Origin of the sequence: Pseudomonas farris (assembly GCF_019145235.1) — a bacterium.
In the GTDB taxonomy this organism is placed as follows: Bacteria; Pseudomonadota; Gammaproteobacteria; order Pseudomonadales; family Pseudomonadaceae; genus Aquipseudomonas; species Aquipseudomonas farris.
Map to the genome: position 1 here is coordinate 251,111 of NZ_JAHSTV010000006.1, position 19,007 is coordinate 270,117.

The 19,007-nt window shown below is 59.2% G+C and carries 14 protein-coding genes; 8 read left to right on the forward strand and 6 right to left on the reverse strand.

The window, feature by feature from the left end:
• Positions 1–9 precede the first annotated feature (9 nt).
• Positions 10–456 carry a GNAT family N-acetyltransferase gene (locus tag KVG95_RS14765; RefSeq protein WP_008073550.1) on the forward strand — a complete coding sequence of 149 codons (447 nt, stop codon included), beginning with the start codon at positions 10–12 and terminating at the stop codon, positions 454–456.
• Positions 457–473: 17 nt separating this feature from the next.
• Positions 474–1,145: a GNAT family N-acetyltransferase gene (locus KVG95_RS14770; RefSeq protein WP_052966078.1), complete on the forward strand. Its 672-nt coding sequence runs from the start codon at positions 474–476 to the stop codon at positions 1,143–1,145.
• 192 nt (positions 1,146–1,337) lie between these two features.
• On the opposite strand, the gene KVG95_RS14775 is transcribed toward KVG95_RS14770, so the two are convergent.
• Entirely contained in the window at positions 1,338–2,234 is an 897-nt protein-coding gene (locus KVG95_RS14775; RefSeq protein ID WP_217856948.1) for a homocysteine S-methyltransferase family protein, read from the reverse strand.
• A gap of 112 nt (positions 2,235–2,346) precedes the next feature.
• Here KVG95_RS14775 and KVG95_RS14780 point away from each other — a divergent pair, with 112 nt between their 5' ends.
• The 3 genes from KVG95_RS14780 to KVG95_RS14790 all read left to right on the forward strand — a co-directional run bounded on the left by KVG95_RS14780 (position 2,347) and on the right by KVG95_RS14790 (position 6,435).
• Positions 2,347–3,168 (forward strand): ABC transporter substrate-binding protein, encoded by an 822-nt coding sequence (locus tag KVG95_RS14780; protein ID WP_052966076.1) that lies wholly within the window; start codon positions 2,347–2,349, stop codon positions 3,166–3,168.
• A complete protein-coding gene (locus tag KVG95_RS14785) occupies positions 3,165–4,001 on the forward strand; it encodes an amino acid ABC transporter permease (protein WP_052966075.1) in 837 nt (278 codons plus the stop codon). Before KVG95_RS14780 ends, KVG95_RS14785 begins: the two co-directional genes overlap by 4 nt.
• A gap of 316 nt (positions 4,002–4,317) precedes the next feature.
• The gene (locus tag KVG95_RS14790; RefSeq protein ID WP_217856949.1) at positions 4,318–6,435 is read left to right on the forward strand and encodes an autotransporter outer membrane beta-barrel domain-containing protein; all 2,118 of its coding nucleotides are present in this window, start codon (positions 4,318–4,320) and stop codon (positions 6,433–6,435) included.
• 258 nt (positions 6,436–6,693) lie between these two features.
• Here the strand turns inward: KVG95_RS14790 and oadA are convergent, their stop codons facing one another.
• Positions 6,694–8,502: a sodium-extruding oxaloacetate decarboxylase subunit alpha gene (oadA, locus tag KVG95_RS14795; RefSeq protein WP_217856950.1), complete on the reverse strand. Its 1,809-nt coding sequence runs from the start codon at positions 8,500–8,502 to the stop codon at positions 6,694–6,696.
• 11 nt (positions 8,503–8,513) lie between these two features.
• Complete coding sequence (locus KVG95_RS14800; RefSeq protein ID WP_007896523.1) at positions 8,514–9,929, reverse strand: acetyl-CoA carboxylase biotin carboxylase subunit; 1,416 nt, start codon at positions 9,927–9,929, stop codon at positions 8,514–8,516.
• A gap of 190 nt (positions 9,930–10,119) precedes the next feature.
• Between KVG95_RS14800 and KVG95_RS14805 the strand changes: the two genes are divergently transcribed.
• Complete coding sequence (locus KVG95_RS14805) at positions 10,120–11,082, forward strand: LysR family transcriptional regulator (protein WP_217856951.1); 963 nt, start codon at positions 10,120–10,122, stop codon at positions 11,080–11,082.
• Here the strand turns inward: KVG95_RS14805 and KVG95_RS14810 are convergent.
• The 3 genes from KVG95_RS14810 to KVG95_RS14820 all read right to left on the reverse strand — a co-directional run bounded on the left by KVG95_RS14810 (position 11,024) and on the right by KVG95_RS14820 (position 15,372).
• The gene (locus tag KVG95_RS14810) at positions 11,024–11,236 is read right to left on the reverse strand and encodes a PA3496 family putative envelope integrity protein (RefSeq protein WP_052966071.1); all 213 of its coding nucleotides are present in this window, start codon (positions 11,234–11,236) and stop codon (positions 11,024–11,026) included. The two genes, KVG95_RS14805 and KVG95_RS14810, sit on opposite strands and share 59 nt — an antisense overlap.
• Positions 11,237–11,462: 226 nt before the next feature.
• Entirely contained in the window at positions 11,463–12,329 is an 867-nt protein-coding gene (gene hexR / locus KVG95_RS14815; protein WP_007896526.1) for a transcriptional regulator HexR, read from the reverse strand.
• 169 nt (positions 12,330–12,498) lie between these two features.
• The gene (locus KVG95_RS14820; RefSeq protein WP_217856952.1) at positions 12,499–15,372 is read right to left on the reverse strand and encodes an EAL domain-containing protein; all 2,874 of its coding nucleotides are present in this window, start codon (positions 15,370–15,372) and stop codon (positions 12,499–12,501) included.
• A 257-nt stretch (positions 15,373–15,629) separates the two neighbouring features.
• Here KVG95_RS14820 and uvrD point away from each other — a divergent pair, with 257 nt between their 5' ends.
• Together uvrD and KVG95_RS14830 are read left to right on the forward strand one after the other, a co-directional pair.
• Positions 15,630–17,813, forward strand: coding sequence for a DNA helicase II (gene uvrD / locus KVG95_RS14825; protein ID WP_217856953.1), 2,184 nt, complete (start codon positions 15,630–15,632; stop codon positions 17,811–17,813).
• 293 nt (positions 17,814–18,106) lie between these two features.
• On the forward strand, positions 18,107–18,982 hold the full coding sequence (locus tag KVG95_RS14830) for a Tim44 domain-containing protein (RefSeq protein ID WP_052966068.1): 876 nt from the start codon (positions 18,107–18,109) through the stop codon (positions 18,980–18,982).
• The last annotated feature ends 25 nt before the right edge of the window (positions 18,983–19,007 follow it).

Here is a 19,007-nt window from a genome sequence, read left to right on the forward strand (position 1 = left end):
GGAACCCACATGAGTCAGATCGACATCCGCCAGGTCACCGCCGACGATCACGCTGCCTGGCTGCCGTTGTGGCAAGCCTACTTGCGCTTCTACAACACCGAATTGCCCGACGCAGTCACCCAGAGCACCTGGCAGCGCCTGCTCGACCCGAGCGAGCCGACCCATGGGGCGCTGGCCTGGGCCGATGGCAAAGCGGTGGGCATGGTGCATTTCATCTACCACCGCTCGAACTGGAGCATCGAAAACTCCTGCTACCTGCAAGACTTGCTGGTGACGCCAGAAACCCGCGGCACTGGTGTCGGTCGGCAACTGATTGAATTCGTCTACACCACAGCCAAGGCCGACGGGTGCTGCAAGGTCCATTGGCTGACCCACGAAACCAACGCCACCGCGATCCAGCTCTATGAGCGCATCGCCGAACGTCCCGGTTTCATCCAGTTTCGCCACGCCCTTTAAGGTTCAAGGAGAACAGCATGTCGACTTCACTCGCGGACTGGAAAGGTGTTCCGCCACCCTCGGTTCAACTGATCGAAGGGCGTTTCATCCGCCTGGAAAAACTTGACCCGGCGCGTCACGCCGACGGCTTGTGGAAAGCCCTCGAAGGCCCGGGCTCAGATCCGAAACTCTGGGACTATTTGCCCTATGGTCCTTTCCCGGAGCGCAGCGCGTTCAACGATTGGCTGAACAACCACGCGGCCAACAGCGACCCGTATTTCTTCACGGTGATCGACCGCGCCAGCGGCGACGTGCAGGGTATTCTCAGCCTGATGTCGATTGTCCCTTCCCAGGGCCGCATCGAGATCGGCCATGTGACCTTCGGCGCACCGATGCAGCGTTCGCCAAAGAGCACCGAAGCGGTTTACCTGCTGGCCAGGGAATCCTTTGCCTTGGGTTATCGGCGTCTGGAATGGAAATGCAACAACGGCAATGCCCGCTCCAAATATGCGGCAGAGCGGTTGGGGTTCAGTTTTGAAGGGGTGTTCCGTCAGCACATGGTGGTCAAGGGTCAGAACCGTGACACGGCGTGGTATTCGATTCTGGATTCGGAGTGGCCAGCGATTGGCGCAGGGTTCGAGCGGTGGCTGTCCGATGAGAACCAGACGGAATCGGGGCAGGTGAAAACTCTGGTTGAGTGTCGCCAGTAATCTTCGGCGTCCGGACGGACGCCTTCGCGGGCAAGCCTCAATGCCAGTCAGTTAGCAATCCATGTGGGAGCGGGCTTGCTCGCGAAGACGGCGGCACAGTCAACATTGATGTCGCCTGATACACCGCTTTCGCGAGCAAGCCCGCTCCCACAGGTTCCGCGCCTTAACTGAGAGGCTTGCCCGCGAATGGCATCAGGCTAATTTCTGGGCCAACACCGCAATATGCTCCGGCCCAATCCCGCAGCAACCGCCCAAATGACTTGCACCGCGCTTCTGCCAATCGACCGCCCATTGCAGATAACCCGGTGGGTCGAGATCGTCGCGCAACGGGTCCAGACCGTCATTGGCCGTGGCCTCTTTCGGCTGCGGCGGGAAGGCATTGGCGTACGCGCCGATGTGAATCTTCACCCCCAGGCGTTCGAAGGTTTCCCGCGCCGCATCAATCGCAGCGCCGATCACTTCTGGCTGGCTGCAGTTGAACAGCAAGGTCTCGACGCCCAACTCAGCCGCCACCGCAGCAGCCTCAGTCACCGGCTCACCGGAACGCAGACGCGGCACTTCGTCAGTGTCTTCATCCTTCAAGGTAAACGACAACCAGAACGGCTTGCCGTCCTTCGGCAGTCCGGCATGGATCGCCCGTGCCTCGCTAATCGAGCTCTGGGTTTCGGCCAGCCACAGGTCGACATGAGGCGCCAAGCCGTTGACCAGAGGCGCCAACAGTTCAGTTACCCGCGCGCCGTCAAACAGGTCCGGGCGATAGGAGCCGAATAACGGCGGCAATGAACCGGCCACGCGCACCGGTTTTCCCGCCGCATCGACTGCACGCCGGGCCAGTTCACCGGCCAATGCCGCGAGCGCCTGGCCCTCAGCGGCAAAACGCTCTTCGCCAATATGGAACGGCACCACCGCGTAACTGTTGCTGGTGATCACGTTGGCACCGCTTTCGATATAAGCCGCGTGCACGGCCTCCACAGCTTGCGGCGCTTCGCTTAAAGCTAGCGCGGACCATTCAGGCTGCCTGAACGGCGCCCCTCGGCGCTGCAGCTCACGACCCATCCCACCATCCAGAATTACCGTCCCTGCGCCCATATGCTTTTCACTCATAAGCTTATGAAAATAACTCACTATCAGAGTCGTTCTTATAACTATTTAATACGCACCACCCGGTTAATAACAACCTCTTTTTTTTCAGGGATCAACTGTGAAATTTCAACCGCTGCTGGCCCTGGGCCTGTCGATTTTGGCTGCCTCTACCCAAGCCTTTGCGGGCGCTACTCTGGATCGCATCGAGCAAAAGAAAGAACTGGTGGGTGTGTTGATGGAAAGCTATCCACCCTTCTCGTTCCTCAACGATCAAAACCAGCTCGACGGTTTCGACGTCGACGTGGCGAAGGCCGTGGCGGACAAACTGGGCGTCAAGCTGCGCCTCGAAACGCCGTCCTGGGATGTGATCGCCGCCGGTCGCTGGAGCGGGCGTTACGACATCTGCATCTGCTCCATGACCCCGAGCAAAGCCCGCGCCGAAGTCTTCGATTTCCCGGTTGAGTACTACGCCTCCCCTGCGGTGATCGTGGTCAACGCCAAGGACGATAGCATCCACGGCGCCAAAGATTTGAGCGGCAAGAAAGTCGGCCTCACCAGCGCCTCCAGCTATGAAAGCTACCTGAACAAAAACCTGGTGATCGAAGGCGCCGAAGACACCCAATTACAGTACCCGTTCGAGAATGTGCAGATCGCCCCGTATGACACCGACAACGTCGCGTTCCAGGATTTGGGCCTGGGCGCTGGCGTACGTCTGGATGCGATTCTCACCAACCTGGTGACCGCGCAACCACGCCTGAACGAAGACAAGCGCTTCAAGCTCGCCGGTGAGCCGCTGTACTCGGAGCCGAACTCGGTGGCCATCGAAAAAGGCGACGCCCAGTGGGACGCCAAAGTACGTGATGTGTTTGCCCAGCTGAAACAGGACGGCACCTTGAGCAAGCTGTCGCAAAAATGGATCGGCGCCGACATCAGCAAATGACTTCTTTCCCCAAACCACCTCAGCCGCCGCAACCAGTGGCTGAGTCATTACTGCAACGGGTCTTCGGCTTCCGTACTCGGCTGTATCTGACCTGGGCGGCGATGTTCGGCTTGTTCGCGAGTTTCTTCCTGAGCTTCGACCTGAAGTTCTCGATCATCCTCGACAAACTGCCGAACCTGATCGGCCTGCACCTGGCGCCCAACGGCTTTCTGCAAGGCGCAGCGCTGACGTTGTTCTTGTGCCTGTGCTCAATCGTGACGTCATCGCTGCTCGGCTTCATCACGGCTTTGGCTCGACTGTCGAAAAGTGCGGTGGCGTTCGGTATCGCGAGCTTCTATGCCTCGTTCTTTCGCGGCACACCGCTGCTGATTCAGATCCTGCTGATCTACCTCGGCCTGCCACAACTCGGCATCGTGCCAGGCGCCATTGCCGCCGGCATCATCGCCCTGTCGCTGAACTACGGCGCCTACCTGAGCGAAATCTTCCGCGCCGGCATCCTCGGCGTTCCCCACGGCCAACGCGAAGCGTCGCTGGCTCTGGGCATGCGCGAAACCGTGATCTTTTGGCGCGTCACCCTGCCCCAGGCCATGCGCACCATCATCCCGCCCACCACCAACCAGTTCATCTCCATGCTCAAAGACTCATCACTGATTTCGGTGATGGGGGTTTGGGAAGTGATGTTCCTGGCGCAATCGTATGGGCGCTCGAGCTATCGCTATATCGAGATGCTCACGACCGCGGCGATTATTTATTGGTTGATGTCGATCGGGCTGGAGCTGATTCAGGCGCGGATGGAGCGGCATTATGGAAAGGCGTATTTGAGCCGTAGCTAGGTTAAAGCCAAAAGATCGCAGCCTTCGGCAGCTCCTGCATTGGGCCGACTCGCACCCCGTAGGAGCTGCCGAAGGCTGCGATCTTTTGATCTTTAATGTGCAGCAGATACGTTTTTGGCAATGCGATAGCCCCCGTATCTTGATTCGATGTAAGAAAAAGCATCAGCGCGAACAGATAAAATCAGCCGGTATCAAGCGGCTGGCCATTTTCTACACAACCATCTGACACTCCCCGCAAGCCCGTCGGAAGCAGCTGACATCGGCACCTATAGCCTCTCTCTTAGAGTTTGGCCTCCATTCAAAGAGGCCGAATTCGATGCCCGTTCAATACAGATTCCGACCACAACACCTGGCCTTAGCGATCGCTCTAGCTGTGGGCTACACCAACGCTGCACTAGCCCAGACAGCAGCCGAGCCTGACCTACTCGCCACACAGACGCCCGCTGAATTGATGGAGATGCTCGATGCGTTCATCAATGACCCCACTACCGCCAGGATCAACGTCAACAAGGAAACCAAAGCAAAGAAAAACGGCGTTGCCGTCCAAGGGAAAAATGTCGATGAGCTGATCATCATGCTTCCAGGGGGAAGTGTCAGCGGGATTGTCGACGGTGGTGGCGGTAAAAACGTACTGCAACTCGATTCCGCGAACGGTGGCCAGATAGGCAAAAGTCGCAAATTGATGGGGCTCGAAGTCAAACAGGGCACTTGGACGCTCACCGGGCCCGGGGATTTCAGTGTTGGGGCCTTGGTTCGCCCCGAGGCAACACTTACCAATGACGGTCGCATTCATGGCGGTGCATTGGCCCACGGTACACTGATCAACAATGGTGGAATCGGAGCCGGGGTAACCGTGTTCTCCGGTGGTGTCCTGAAAAATTCGGGAACCATTGATGGGGACGTTGAAGTTCTTCAGGGGGGTATCTTTTCTGGCAATGGCACTGTCGGCGCCCTGAACGTGAAGGGGCATTTTTTTGCCAACCAGACTCAAGGGGCGCCAACGATTACGAGAAATATGGAACTCTCCAAAACGGCCGTACTGGCCTATGCGGTCAACACCGATGGTCGTGGCGAAACGATCAAAGTCGGTGGTACCGCCAGCCTCGGCGGTGCGACCCTGAAAATCGTCGCGGCGCCGGGTGACTATCCGCAAACCAGCCGGTACACCATTATCGAGGCCGCCAAGGTTGATGGACGCTTCGGCAATATCGAAAATAATCTCGCGTTCATGACGGCTACCCCGGACTACGACGACGAAAAGAGCGTTGGCCTGACCTACGCACGTAACGAAGTGCCAATCGAGAGATTTGCGACAAGCAAAAACGGTCGGGAAGTCGCTCACAGCATTGAAGAGCCCAAAGCCAGCCCGGCGGCGCAGCCGCCATCCCTTACCGTAAATGCCGCTGTCACCGCCCTGCTCGGCTCCAACAAAACCACTGCTGCCCGAGCTATTGAACAACTGGCCGGCGGTAGCAATGCCAATCTCGCCAATGCCACCCTGAGCAGCGCCAATCCGGTGAGCAGCAGCATGCTGTCGGCCATGCGCCAACTGGATAGCAGCAACCTCAACGGACAGAGCGGAACCCCGCGTCTGGCGGCGGGTGGTGAAGCCACTGGCAGGGTCTGGTTACAAGCACTGGGCCACGGCGGCACACTGGATCGCAGTCATGGCCGAAGCACCTTGCAACACTCCACCAAAGGTTTGGTGCTGGGCGCGGATTGGGCGCTCGATGAGCAATGGCGTGTGGGCGTCATAGGCGGTAAATCGCAGACGCGTCTGGACGGCAGCCAACTGGACGGCGATCTGGACAGTTGGCATCTGGGCGCTTACGCCCTGCGCCAAAGTGGTCCGCTGGCATTGCGTCTGGGCGCGACTCACAGCAACCATGATGGCAGCACCAAACGTCGGGTAGCTTTCAACGGTTTCAGCGATCGCCCAAAAGGCAGTTACGACGCCAGCACTCAACAAGCCTTTACAGAGATCGGTTACAACCTCGGCAGCGGCACTATCAGCGCCGAGCCCTTTGCCAATCTTGGCTTCCAGCGGTATCAGCGCGACAGCTATATAGAAAAAGGCGGTGCGGCGGCACTGCAGGTCCATGGGCAAACGCAGAACAACTTCAGCAGCACCTTCGGCCTGCGTCTTGCACAGCTCAATACGCTGGATAATGGCATGCAACTGACGCCGCGATTCAGCGCGGGCTGGAAACACACCTATGGTGATGTCGACAGCAAGACTCAACAGCGACTGGCTACCGGCGGAAAAAATTACATCGTCGAGGGCGCCGCTCTGGAGCGCGACAGCCTGACGCTTGATGCAGGGCTGGAACTGGCAGTTTCGACACGGCATACGTTGGGTGTCGGTTACAACGGCGAGATCGGCAATGACAATCGCAGTCATGGCGTAATGGGGCAGTGGCGGATGGCATTCTGATAAAGCCGCCCCACTCTCACTAACTTGATGCAGAACCTGTGGGAGCGAGCCTATGTGGCGAGGGGGCTTGCCCCCGTCGGGTCCCCCGCATTTTAAAGTTGAACCGCATTTAACGGGTTTACGACTGCTTCGCAGCCGAACGGGGGCGAGCCCCCTCGCCACAGGTCGCTCCCACATTTGGCAGGTTGAATATCGGGCGAAAAAAAAGGGGAGCACATGCCCCCCCGAGGTTTAAAGCGGTATATCGAGGCTGTTAACTCAGCCTTCGATCTCGATCAGAATCTCACCCGGGTTCACCCGGTCGCCCTTGGCCACGTGGATGGCGGTGACTTTGCCAGCGATGGCCGATTGGACTTCGGTCTCCATCTTCATCGCTTCGGTGATCAGCACGGCCTGGCCGGCCTTCACGGTGTCGCCTTCCTTGACCAGCACATCGACGATGTTGCCCGGCATGGTGGTGCTGACGTGGCCCGGTGCAGTGGCTTGCTTGCGCTTGCTGCTACCGCCGCTGACGAATTCGTTGAGTGGTTCGAACACCACTTCTTCCGGCATGCCGTCGATGGACAGGTAGAAGTGGCGTTTGCCTTCCGCCTTGACGCCGACACCGGTGATGTCGACGCGGTAGGTTTCGCCGTGAACATCGATGACGAACTCGGTCGGCACGCCTTCGCCGCCGGCCGACGCCACGCCGCCCACTTCCGGAATCGGCAACAGCACTTCTGGCGTGAGGGTGCCGGCTGCGCGTTCTTCAAGGAACTTGCGGCCGATGTCCGGGAACATGGCGTAGGTCAGCACGTCTTCTTCAGACTTGGCCACGGCACCGATTTCGGCACGCAGCTTGGTCATTTCCGGCTTGAGCAGATCGGCCGGACGCACGTCGATGACCTCTTCGCTGCCGATCGCCTGACGACGCAGTTTTTCGTTCACGGTGCCCGGCGCTTTGCCGTAGCCGCCTTGCAGGTAGAGCTTCACTTCGTTGGTGATGGTCTTGTAGCGCTCGCCAGCCAGCACGTTGAAAAACGCCTGGGTGCCAACAATCTGCGAGGTCGGTGTCACCAGTGGCGGGAAGCCGAGGTCTTCGCGAACACGCGGGATTTCCGCCAGCACTTCGCTCATGCGGTTCAGGGCGCCCTGCTCTTTCAACTGGTTGGCCAGGTTGGAAATCATCCCGCCCGGTACCTGGTTGACTTGCACGCGGGTATCGACGGCGGTGAATTCGCTTTCGAACTGGTGGTACTTCTTGCGCACGGCGTAGAAGTACAAGCCGATTTCCTGCAACAGCTCCAGGTTCAGGCCGGTGTCGTACTCGCTGCCTTTAAGAGCAGCGACCATCGATTCGGTGCCTGGATGGCTGGTACCGGAAGCGAAGCTGGAGATCGCGGTGTCAATGTGATCGGCACCGTTTTCGATGGCCTTGAGTTGGCACATCGTGGCCATGCCAGCGGTGTCGTGCGAGTGAATGAACACAGGCAGCGATTGCTCGGATTTCAATGCCTTGACCAGTTCGCCAGTGGCGTACGGGGTCAACAGGCCGGCCATGTCTTTGATCGCCACGGAATCACATCCCATGGCTTCCATTTGCCTGGCTTGCGCCACGAACGCGTCAATGGTGTGCACTGGGCTAGTGGTGTAGGCGATGGTGCCCTGAGCGTGTTTGCCGGCAGCCTTCACCGCTTCGATGGCAACTCGCAGGTTACGCACGTCGTTCATCGCGTCGAAAATGCGGAACACGTCGATGCCGTTAACCGCAGCCTTGGCGACGAAGGCTTTGACCACGTCGTCGCTGTAGTGGCGGTAGCCCAGCAGGTTCTGGCCACGCAGGAGCATTTGCAGACGCGTGTTAGGCAATGCCGCGCGCAGTTGGCGCAGACGCTCCCACGGGTCTTCTTTCAGGAAGCGGACGCAGGCGTCGAAGGTCGCGCCGCCCCAGCATTCCAGCGACCAGTAGCCGACTTTGTCGAGCTTGTCGCAGATCGGCAGCATGTCTTCGGTGCGCATGCGGGTGGCGAGCAGCGATTGGTGGGCGTCGCGCAGGATTGTGTCGGTAACGTGGATTTTCTTAGTCATTGGAGTATTCCTCACAGGCCTGCGTGGGCGGCGATGGCGGCGGCGATGGCCAAGGCCAGCTCTTCGGGTTTGCGCTTGATCGAGTAGTTGGTCAGTTCAGGGTGGCTTTCAACGAAGCTGGTGTTGAACTGACCGCTACGGAATTCCGGGTTACGCAGGATTTCCTGGTAATACGCGGCGGTGGTCTTGACCCCTTGCAGACGCATGTCGTCCAGAGCTCGCAAGCCACGGTCCATCGCTTCTTCCCAAGTCAGCGCCCAGACCACCAGTTTCAGACACATGGAATCGTAGAACGGCGGAATGGTGTAGCCGGTATAGATCGCTGTGTCGGTGCGCACGCCGGGACCACCGGGCGCGTAGTAACGGGTGATCTTGCCGAAGCTCGGCAGGAAGTTGTTTTTCGGGTCTTCGGCGTTGATCCGGAACTGCAACGCGAAACCGCGGTGCTGGATGTCTTCCTGTTTCACCGAGAGCGGCAAACCGGACGCAATGCGAATCTGCTCGCGAACGATGTCGATGCCAGTGATTTCTTCGGTGATGGTGTGTTCCACCTGCACTCGCGTGTTCATCTCCATGAAGTACACCTCGCCCTCGGCGAGCAGGAACTCCACGGTGCCTGCGTTCTCGTAACCCACGGCCTTGGCCGCACGCACCGACAGGTCGCCGATGTAGGCGCGCTGTTCCGGGGTCAGTTGCGGGCTCGGAGCGATCTCGATCAGCTTCTGGTTGCGACGCTGGATCGAGCAATCACGCTCGAACAGGTGCACCACGTTGCCAAAGCTGTCGCCGAGAATCTGGGCTTCGATGTGTTTCGGATTGACGATGCATTTTTCCAGGAACACTTCTGCCGAACCGAAAGCCTTGGTGGCTTCGGAAATGACCCGTGGAAAGGCTTGTTCGAGTTCTTCGCGACTGTTGCAGCGACGAATGCCGCGACCGCCACCACCGGATGTGGCCTTGAGCATCACCGGGTAACCGATGCGGTCACCTTCGGTCAGGGCTTCTTCGATGCCCGACACGTTGCCTTCGGTGCCGGGAGTGACCGGTACGCCAGCCTTGATCATGCTGCGGCGCGCTTCGGTCTTGTCGCCCATACGGCGAATCACTTCAGCCGATGGACCAATGAATTTGATACCGCGCTCGGCGCAGATGTCTGCCAGCTCGGCATTTTCCGAAAGGAAGCCGTAGCCGGGGTGCAACGCATCGCAACCGGTTTCCACCGCCAGGTTCACCAGCTTGCGCGGGTTCAGGTAACCGGCCAGTGGCTCGGCACCAATGCTGTGGGCCTCGTCCGCACGCTTCACATGCAAGGCATGGCGGTCGGCGTCGGAATAGATCGCGACCGAGCGAATGCCCATTTCGGCGCAGGCACGCACGATTCGTACGGCAATCTCACCACGGTTGGCGATCAGGATCTTTTTTATCACTTGGAGGTTCCCTTGAGCCGGTGGTACTCACGACCTGTCAAACCAGGTCGACGCGTGACCAAATGTTTCAATTCAGTCGCAGCTCCACACTAGCCTTCGCAAAGGATTAACAAAAATGAATAATAATTGGGTTACACATAAGCAAAGACTTATAGTTGAGGCATCAGCCTCCGCTCAGGGTCTCTAGAAAATGCGTAAGTCATTGATGCGTATGACGTTGCGTCAATTGCAGATCTTCAATGAGGTGTGCGACTTAAGGTCCTACAGCCGCGCTGCCGACGAAATGTCTCTCACACAACCTGCCGTGAGCCTACAGATCCGTCAACTCGAAGAGCTGATCGGCCAACCTTTATTCGATTACGTCGGCAAAAAACTCTACATGACCGAGGCGGCCGAAGCGCTGCAGCGCGCCAGCCGGGACATTTTCGGGCGCCTGGAAAACCTCGATATGCAGCTGTCGGACATGCAAGGCTCATTGCAGGGTCAGCTGAAACTGGCGGTGGAATCCAGCGCCAAGTATTTCGTGCCGCACCTGTTTGCCGCCTTCAAACGCCAGCATCCCGAAGTGAACCTGCACTTGACCGTGGTCAACCGTGGCCAGGTCATCCGGCGCCTGTCGGATAACCGTGATGACTTGGTGATCATGTCGATGGTCCCACAGGACATGGGGCTGGAATTCCTGCCGTTCCTCAACAATCCGATCGTCGCTGTAGCACCGCCGGATCATCCGCTGTGCCACATGGGGCCGTTGCGCTTGCAGGATCTGGAACCCTACACGCTGCTGTTGCGCGAACCTGGCTCCGGTACGCGACTCGCGTGCGAAGAGTACTTCAAAGAGAAGCGCGTGCATTTCACCCAGACCCAGGAGGTGGCCTCGGCCGAAGCTCAGCGTGAATGCGTATTGGCGGGTCTGGGCCTGGCGCTATTGACGCGCCATGCCCTGAACCTTGAATTGGCAACCGGCGGATTGATCGAGTTGCCAGTCGAAGAGCTGCCGCTGTACCGCAGTTGGTGCCTGGTGCAGGCCAAGGCCAAACGGCTATCGCCGGTGGCCCACGCATTCCTTGCGTTTATCCGCAGCGAGCGGATGCAGATCAGCGCGCTGGTTGAGCGTTTCGACGGGAAATTGCGGGAGCCGCCTGCCAGTAATTGAGTTCCAGATCGTCAGGAAATTCGCCAATTTCGGCCAGAAGCTGGCGGCGTTCGCTGCGATCTTCGATCGCGCGGCGAAATTCCATGCGGCGCTGGTCTTCTTGCTGACGACGGGTTTTGACGGCGCTGTTGCGTTCTTCGTAGGGCTGAGCCATTTCGAGTCTCCCAAGGCGAGTACGGGAGTTACAAGATAGGTGCGGGGGATGACGGTTTGGCGGCGGGAGGGTTACAGAGAGATGAAAATTGCCGTATTCGAGAACGCCATCGCGAGCAGGCTCGCTCCCACAGGTTCCATGGTGCACACACAATTCGTGCAACACCGATGATCAATGTGGGAGCGAGCCTGCTCGCGATTAAGGTCGGAACGACCTTACAGAAGAATCAATCGTCCAGCGCTTTCACCGATTTTGGCGACAGCCGCAAGCTGCGAAGGCTGCGTTTGACGCTTTTCAGGTGGTTGACCAGGCTCGGACCGCGGGCCATGGCCACGCCCATCGCCAGCACATCGATCACCACCAGGTGCGCAATGCGCGACGTCAGCGGCGTATAGATTTCTGTGTCTTCGTGCACATCGATCGCCAGGTTGACAGTCGATAGCTCGGCCAACGGGGTCTGGCTCGGGCACAGGGTGATCAGCGAAGCGCCGCTTTCGCGCACCAGGTTGGCCGTGATCAACAGGTCCTTGGAACGCCCCGACTGGGAAATGCAGATCGCCACGTCGCTCGGCTTCAAGGTAACCGCCGACATCGCCTGCATGTGCGGGTCGGAATACGCCGCCGCGGTCAGCAGTAAACGGAAAAATTTGTGCTGGGCATCCGCCGCCACGGCGCCCGAAGCACCGAAGCCATAGAACTCGACACGCTGGGCCTGAGACATCAGCGACACCGCCCTCTGCAACTCCACCGGATCGAGTTTCTCGCGAACCTCCATCAGGGTGTGCAGGGTGGTGTCGAAGATCTTCAGGCTGTAGTCGGCGACCGAATCATCTTCATGGATCGCGAACTGCCCGAAACTCGCGCCGGCCGCCAGGCTCTGCGCCAGTTTCAACTTCAAATCCTGAAACCCGGAGCAACCGATGGCGCGGCAAAACCGCACGATGGTCGGCTCGCTGATGCCCACGCTGTGGGCCAGGTCGGCCATGGAACTGTGCATCACCGCCGCAGGGTCAAGCAGCACGTGGTCGGCGACCTTGAGCTCCGACTTGCGTAACAGGTGGCGTGACTGGGCGATGTGTTGCAGCAGATTCAAAGGGGCGGACTCTTTGTTATTGGCAGGTGCCGGGGATGTAGCACGCTTGTAGTTATACTACATGAATCGGCTTTTTGCCTGCTCAATGCGTAACTCAATGTCCCCATTTCATGCGACATACGCTCCATGTAGCCCTTTCGGCCTTTGTAGCAGCTGGCGAAGCCTGCAGCTACAAAGGGTTGGCGTCGCGACGTAAAAGCTCGGCCAGGTCGGCGGCCTCGACCGGACGGCTGACCCAATACCCCTGCACTTCATCGCAACACTCGGTTTTCAGAAACTCCAGCTGCTCCGGCCGCTCAACACCTTCAGCCACCACTTTCAGTGACAGGCCGTGGGCCATGGCGATGATCGCCCGGGTGATCGCCGCATCCTCACTGCTCTCCCCCAGACCACGGATAAATGCCTGATCGATTTTCACGTAATCCACAGGAATCCGCTTCAGATAACTCAGCGAGGAATAGCCAGTGCCAAAATCGTCGATGGCCAGCTTCACCCCAAGGTCGCGCAACTGCTGGAAGGTCGCAATGATGTGCTCGACGCTGTCCAGCAACTGGCTTTCGGTGAGTTCCAGTTCCAGGTAATGCGGCGCCAGACCGGTTTCCTCCAGCACCTGGCGCACCAGGCTGACCAGTTTTCCCTGACGCAGTTGATGCACCGACAGGTTGACCGACACTCGAATCGGCTCCAGGCCCTGACGCTGCCACTCACACGCTTGCCAGCAGGCCTGACGCAAAACGAACTCGCCGATAGCGCTGATCAGCCCGGTTTCCTCGGCCAGGCCGATGAAATCCCCCGGCGGTACCTGGCCCAGGGTCGGGTGATTCCAGCGTACCAACGCCTCGGCGGCATTCAGCCGGCCAGTGGGGAGGCAGAGTTTCGGTTGATAAAACACTTTCAACTGCTTTTCTTCGATGGCTTTGCGCAACTGGTTCTCGAGCTGCAAACGCTCGAGCGTGCTGGCTTGCAGGCTGTCTGTATAGAACTGGAAGTTGTTGCCGCCCAAGTGTTTGGCATGCTGCATGGCCATGTTCGACTGGCTGACCAGCGCGGTAATCTCCCGCGCGGTGTCCGGCAACAGGCTGATGCCCATTGACGCGCTCATCACCAATTCATGCCCCTCGACGGTGATCGGCAAACGCAGCTTGGCCGACAATCGGGTCGCTACGCGCGCCAGGCTCGACAGGTTGCCATAGGCATCGAACAGCACCGCAAATTCATCGCCGGACAAACGGGCAATGGTGTCCGCTTCCGGCAGCGCATTGACCAGGCGCCGGGACATTTTCTGCAACAGTTGATCGGCGATTTCGTGGCCGAGGCTATCGTTGAGCAGCTTGAAACGGTCCAAATTGATGTGCAGCAACGCCAAGCTACGCCGACCGCCCTGACGCACCCGCTGATGAGCCTCGCGCAGCCGTTCGCGGAACAACGAACGGTTGGCCAATCCTGTGAGTTCGTCGTAATGGGTGAGGTAGCGCATGCGCTCTTCGGATTCACGCCGCGCGGACAGATCGGCGAAGAAGCCGACAATATGACTCACATTTCCCCGCGCATCGCGCACGGCATTCAATTGCAGCCATTGCGGATACAACTCGCCATTCTTGCGTGTTTCGACCAATTCGCCTTGCCAGGTGCCGTGCAGTTCCAGCGCCTGATGAATCGCGGTGTAATGCCGGCGGGCATCGCGGCTGCAGGGCAAATCGACTACGTTACGCCCGAGCATGTCGTCGATGTCGTAGCCGGTCACTCGGCTGAAGGCCTGATTGACGGCAATCAGCGCGTAATTCGGGTCGAAAATCACAATGCCTTCGCTGGCCGCCTCGAACACTGTCGCCGCCAGTTGACGCTGTTCTTCCAGGCCCTTGCTGGCGCTGATATCGCGGCGGGTGCCGACCATGCGGATCACCCGGCCGTTCTCGGCGCGCTCCACCGCTCGACCACGGTCCTCGATCCAGATCCAATGGCCATCGCCATGCCTTACCCGATACTCGATCTGATAATCCTCGCTGCGACCCTTCAAATGCTCGACCAGCGCACGCCTGAGCGATGGCAAGTCGTCGGGGTGCAGCCTGGGCTTGAGGTGGCGGAGCATCGCTGTCACGAATTCCGGCTCCAGGCCAAACAGCTCCTGGAGTTGGGTGTGATGGACTTCGTCTGTCTGCAGGTTCCAGTCCCACAGCCCGAGTTCGCTCGCCTTCAACGCCAGCGCCAGCCGCGCTTCGCTCTTGCTCAAGGCCTGATTGGCGGCGTCCAGTTCCAGACTGCGTTGTGCGACCCGGTTTTCGAGATCGACCTGAGTTTCACGTAATTCGTCTTCAGCGCGGCGACGCTGGTCGATTTCCTTGGCCAGTTCGTGGTTGAGCTGATCGCTGCGACTTTGCGCCTGCTGCAAATGCTCGATCAGGGCCTGATTTTGAAAGCGTCGCAGCAGCCCTTGGTTAATCAGCCGATTGACCTGCCAGGCGACCACGCTCAACGAACCCAGCAAAATCAGGCCAAACCAGCCCCAGCCCTGTTCTTGCTCATCGCCGCCCCAGAACAGATAGCCGATGGCCGGCAATAGACAGGGCAAGGTAAAGGACAGAAAAGCCGGCAGGCTGACGGCATAAGCGACGCTGGCCGAGAGGGCCGCGGCGCCGATCAGGCCGAACACCCAGGCTTGCTGCATGAAATTGTCAGCGGGCACCAACGCGATGCCGGCACCAGCCAGGGTCAGGCCAGTCATGGCAGAGCCGAGCATGAACATGCGACGCCAGACCGGATGGGCCTGACGGTTGGGAATCGCCGAATCGAAGGCCGCGACCTGAATCACCCGCAACGCCACCAGCGACAATAACCAGATCAACCAGACGCTGACCACGAAGTAACGCTGTGGGCTCCAGAGCAGGCCGGCACATACCAGACCGTTGATCAGCATAAACAGCGTAGGCAACAGCGAGCCCTGATACAGCAGACGCGTGCGTTCGACCGCCATTTCCATGGCGTACTGTTTGCGGATAACCCGGGGCTCCACAGAGGGGCCCGACAGGTCGGAGCTGAGGGTCATAGGCAATGTTCTTGTTCTTATAGTGAGCATGCGAGCCCGAATTGTGGACGGAGCATACACAAGCAAATGCCCGGACCAAACAGCCCAAGGTCATAAAATAGACGAAAGTTTGAGCCGCCCACCCCGGTACAAAAGCGGCCAGACGAGCTCCGCCAATGCTTGCAGCCGGTGACCGACCGGTCGTCATCGGTGCTTCTTTCATCGGCTAATGCAAAGCTCGGTTTGCCCGGTGTGACGGCGCACCCTAGAATGCCCCGATGCGCGATGATCTCTCCCTTCTGCTGAACTCCCTCAACGATGCCCAACGTCAGGCCGTAGCTGCCTCCGTGGGTCGTCAGTTGGTCCTGGCCGGTGCTGGCTCCGGTAAAACCCGAGTGCTGGTGCACCGTATCGCCTGGTTGATCCAGGTCGAAAACGCCTCACCCCACTCCATTCTGTCGGTGACCTTCACCAACAAGGCCGCTGCCGAGATGCGTCATCGCATCGAGCAGCTGATGGGTATCAACCCGGCCGGCATGTGGGTCGGCACCTTCCACGGCCTGGCGCACCGCTTGCTGCGGGCGCACTGGCAGGAAGCCGGCCTGAGCCAGACCTTCCAGATTCTCGACAGCGACGACCAGCAACGGTTGGTCAAGCGGGTAATCCGCGAGCTGGGCCTGGACGAGCAACGCTGGCCGGTCCGACAGGCCCAGTGGTTCATCAACGGGCAGAAAGACGAAGGTCTGCGTCCGCAACATATTCAAGCCAGCGGCGATCTGTTCCTGGCGACCATGCGCAGCATTTATGAAGCCTATGAGGCTGCTTGCCTGCGCGCCGGCGTCATCGACTTCTCTGAACTGCTGCTGCGCGCCCTTGATCTGTGGCGCGATAACCCGGGCCTGCTCGCCCATTATCAGAAGCGCTTCCGACACATTCTGGTAGACGAGTTCCAGGACACCAACGCCGTGCAGTACGCCTGGTTGCGTCTGCTGGCCAAGGGTGGCGACAGCCTGATGGTGGTCGGCGACGACGATCAGTCGATCTACGGCTGGCGTGGCGCGAAAATCGAGAATATTTATCAGTATTCCGACGACTTCCCGGATGCCCAGATCATTCGTCTGGAGCAAAACTACCGCTCCACCGCCGGGATCCTCAAAGCCGCCAACGCCCTGATCGCCAACAACACCGGGCGCATGGGCAAAGAGTTGTGGACCGATGGCGGCGAAGGCGAAGCGATCAATCTGTACGCTGCCTTCAACGAGCACGACGAAGCACGCTACGTGGTTGAAACCATTGAAAGCGCGCTGAAAACCGGCTTGGCTCGTAGCGATATCGCGATTTTGTACCGTTCTAACGCTCAATCGCGCGTTTTGGAAGAAGCCTTGCTGCGTGAACGCATTCCGTACCGCATCTATGGCGGTCAGCGCTTCTTCGAGCGGGCAGAAATCAAGAACGCCATGGCGTACCTGCGTTTGCTGGAAGGCCGTGGCAACGATGCGGCGCTGGAGCGGGTGATCAACGTTCCGGCCCGTGGCATCGGCGAAAAAACCGTCGAAGCGATCCGCGATCATGCGCGCCACAGCCATGTGTCAATGTGGGAAGCCATGCGTCAGCTGGTGGCCAACAAAGGCCTGACTGGCCGTGCTGCCGGCGCCCTTGGGGCGTTTATGGAGCTCATTGACGATCTCGCCGCCAAGTGCCTGGAAATGCCGCTGCATTTGATGACCCAAACCGTGATCGAGCAATCGGGGCTGATTGCCTACCATCAGGCGGAAAAAGGCGAGAAAGGCCAGGCCCGGGTAGAAAACCTTGAGGAACTGGTCAGCGCCGCGCGCAACTTCGAAAACCCGGAAGAGGATGAAGAGCAGTCGCCCCTGTCAGCGTTCCTCGGTCACGCCTCGCTGGAGGCCGGAGACACCCAGGCCGACGAACACGAAGACAGCATTCAGTTGATGACCCTGCACAGTGCCAAGGGCCTGGAATTCCCTTACGTGTTCCTGGTGGGCATGGAAGAAGGCCTGTTTCCGCACAAGATGAGCCTGGAAGAACCCGGCCGTCTTGAAGAGGAACGCCGCCTGGCCTACGTCGGAATCACCCGGGCGATGCAAAATCTGGTACTGACTTATGCTGAAACCCGACGCCTGTACGGCAGCGAGACCTACAACAAGGTGTCGCGTTTCGTACGTGAAGTGCCGAAAGGCTTGATCCAGGAAGTGCGGCTGTCCAACAGCGTCAGCCGTCCGTTCGGCGGTGGCCAGCAGCAGAGTTCCAGCAGCCTGTTCGGCGGCAGCGAGATCCCGGACACCGGGTTCAGCCTCGGCCAGACGGTGCGGCATTCGGTGTTCGGCGATGGCGTGATCCTGAATTTCGAAGGCGCCGGCGCTCAGGCGCGGGTGCAGGTGAACTTCAGCGAAGGCAGCAAGTGGTTGATGCTGGGTTACGCCAAGCTGGAAGCGGTATAAACACAACCGAGAGCTTTTTGTGGGAGCGGGCTTGCTCGCGAAGAACGATGACGCGGTGCCTCTGATACACCGAGGTGCTGCCTTCGCGAGCAAGCCCGCTCCCACATGTTGATGCCCTGACTCCTACAGAACTTATCCACTCGTCCTACAGACCAAAGTTAACAGGCCTTATTGCGCTGGCTGAAGCTGAACACAACCTGTCAGGCAAAAGCCCGAAACACTCTGCCGCTAGCCAGTAACACTTCAGCTGTGCAACATGGCGCGCGTGCCTTCCACAAATGGGAATTCCCTTTATGAAACGTTTTCTTAGCATCGCCATGGCGTTGTGCATTGGCCTGACGATGAGCCTCGACGCCAATGCTGCCAAGCGCTTTGGTGGCGGCAAGAGCTCCGGCGCTGCGCCGACTCACCAGACCAGCCAAATGGCTCCTTCTTCTGCTGCAGGCGGCGCTGCTGCCACTGCGGGCGCGGCCGGTGCTGCTGGCGCCGCTACCAAGGCCAGCGGTGCTTCGCGCTGGCTCGGCCCTCTGGCCGGTATCGCTGCCGGTGGCCTGCTGGCCTCCATGTTCATGGGCGACGGCTTCCAGGGCATGCAGATCTTCGACATCCTGATCATGGCGGTCATCGCCTTCCTGGTCTTCCGCTTCATCGCCGCCCGTCGTCGCAAGCAGCAGGAGCACATGGCTCCAGCCGGCGCGCCGATGCAGCGTGAAGTGTTCGAACAGAAACCATCAGCCATGGGTTCGATCTTCGGTGGCTCGGCTGCACCTGCTGCCGCTCGTCCGGTGATCAACGCGCCAGCCTGGTTCAATGAAAACAACTTCATTGAAGCGGCCCGCAACCACTTCCAGTCCCTGCAGCAGCATTGGGACGCCAACGAAATGGACAAGATCGCCGAGTTCGTGACTCCGCAACTGCTGGAGTTCCTCAAGCGCGAACGTGCTGACCTGGGCGACGGCTTCCAGTCGACCTACATCGATAACCTCCAGGTACAACTGGACGGCGTTGATGACCGTGCGGACAAGACCATCGCCACCCTGACCTTCAGCGGCGTGTCGAAGTCCTCGCGTTTCGACCAGGGCGAAGTGTTCAGCGAAAGCTGGAACATGGAACGTCCACAGGGCGAAAACCAGCCTTGGCTGGTGGCCGGTATCCGCCAGAACGGCTGATCACTTCCCGCGTTTCACCTGTTGT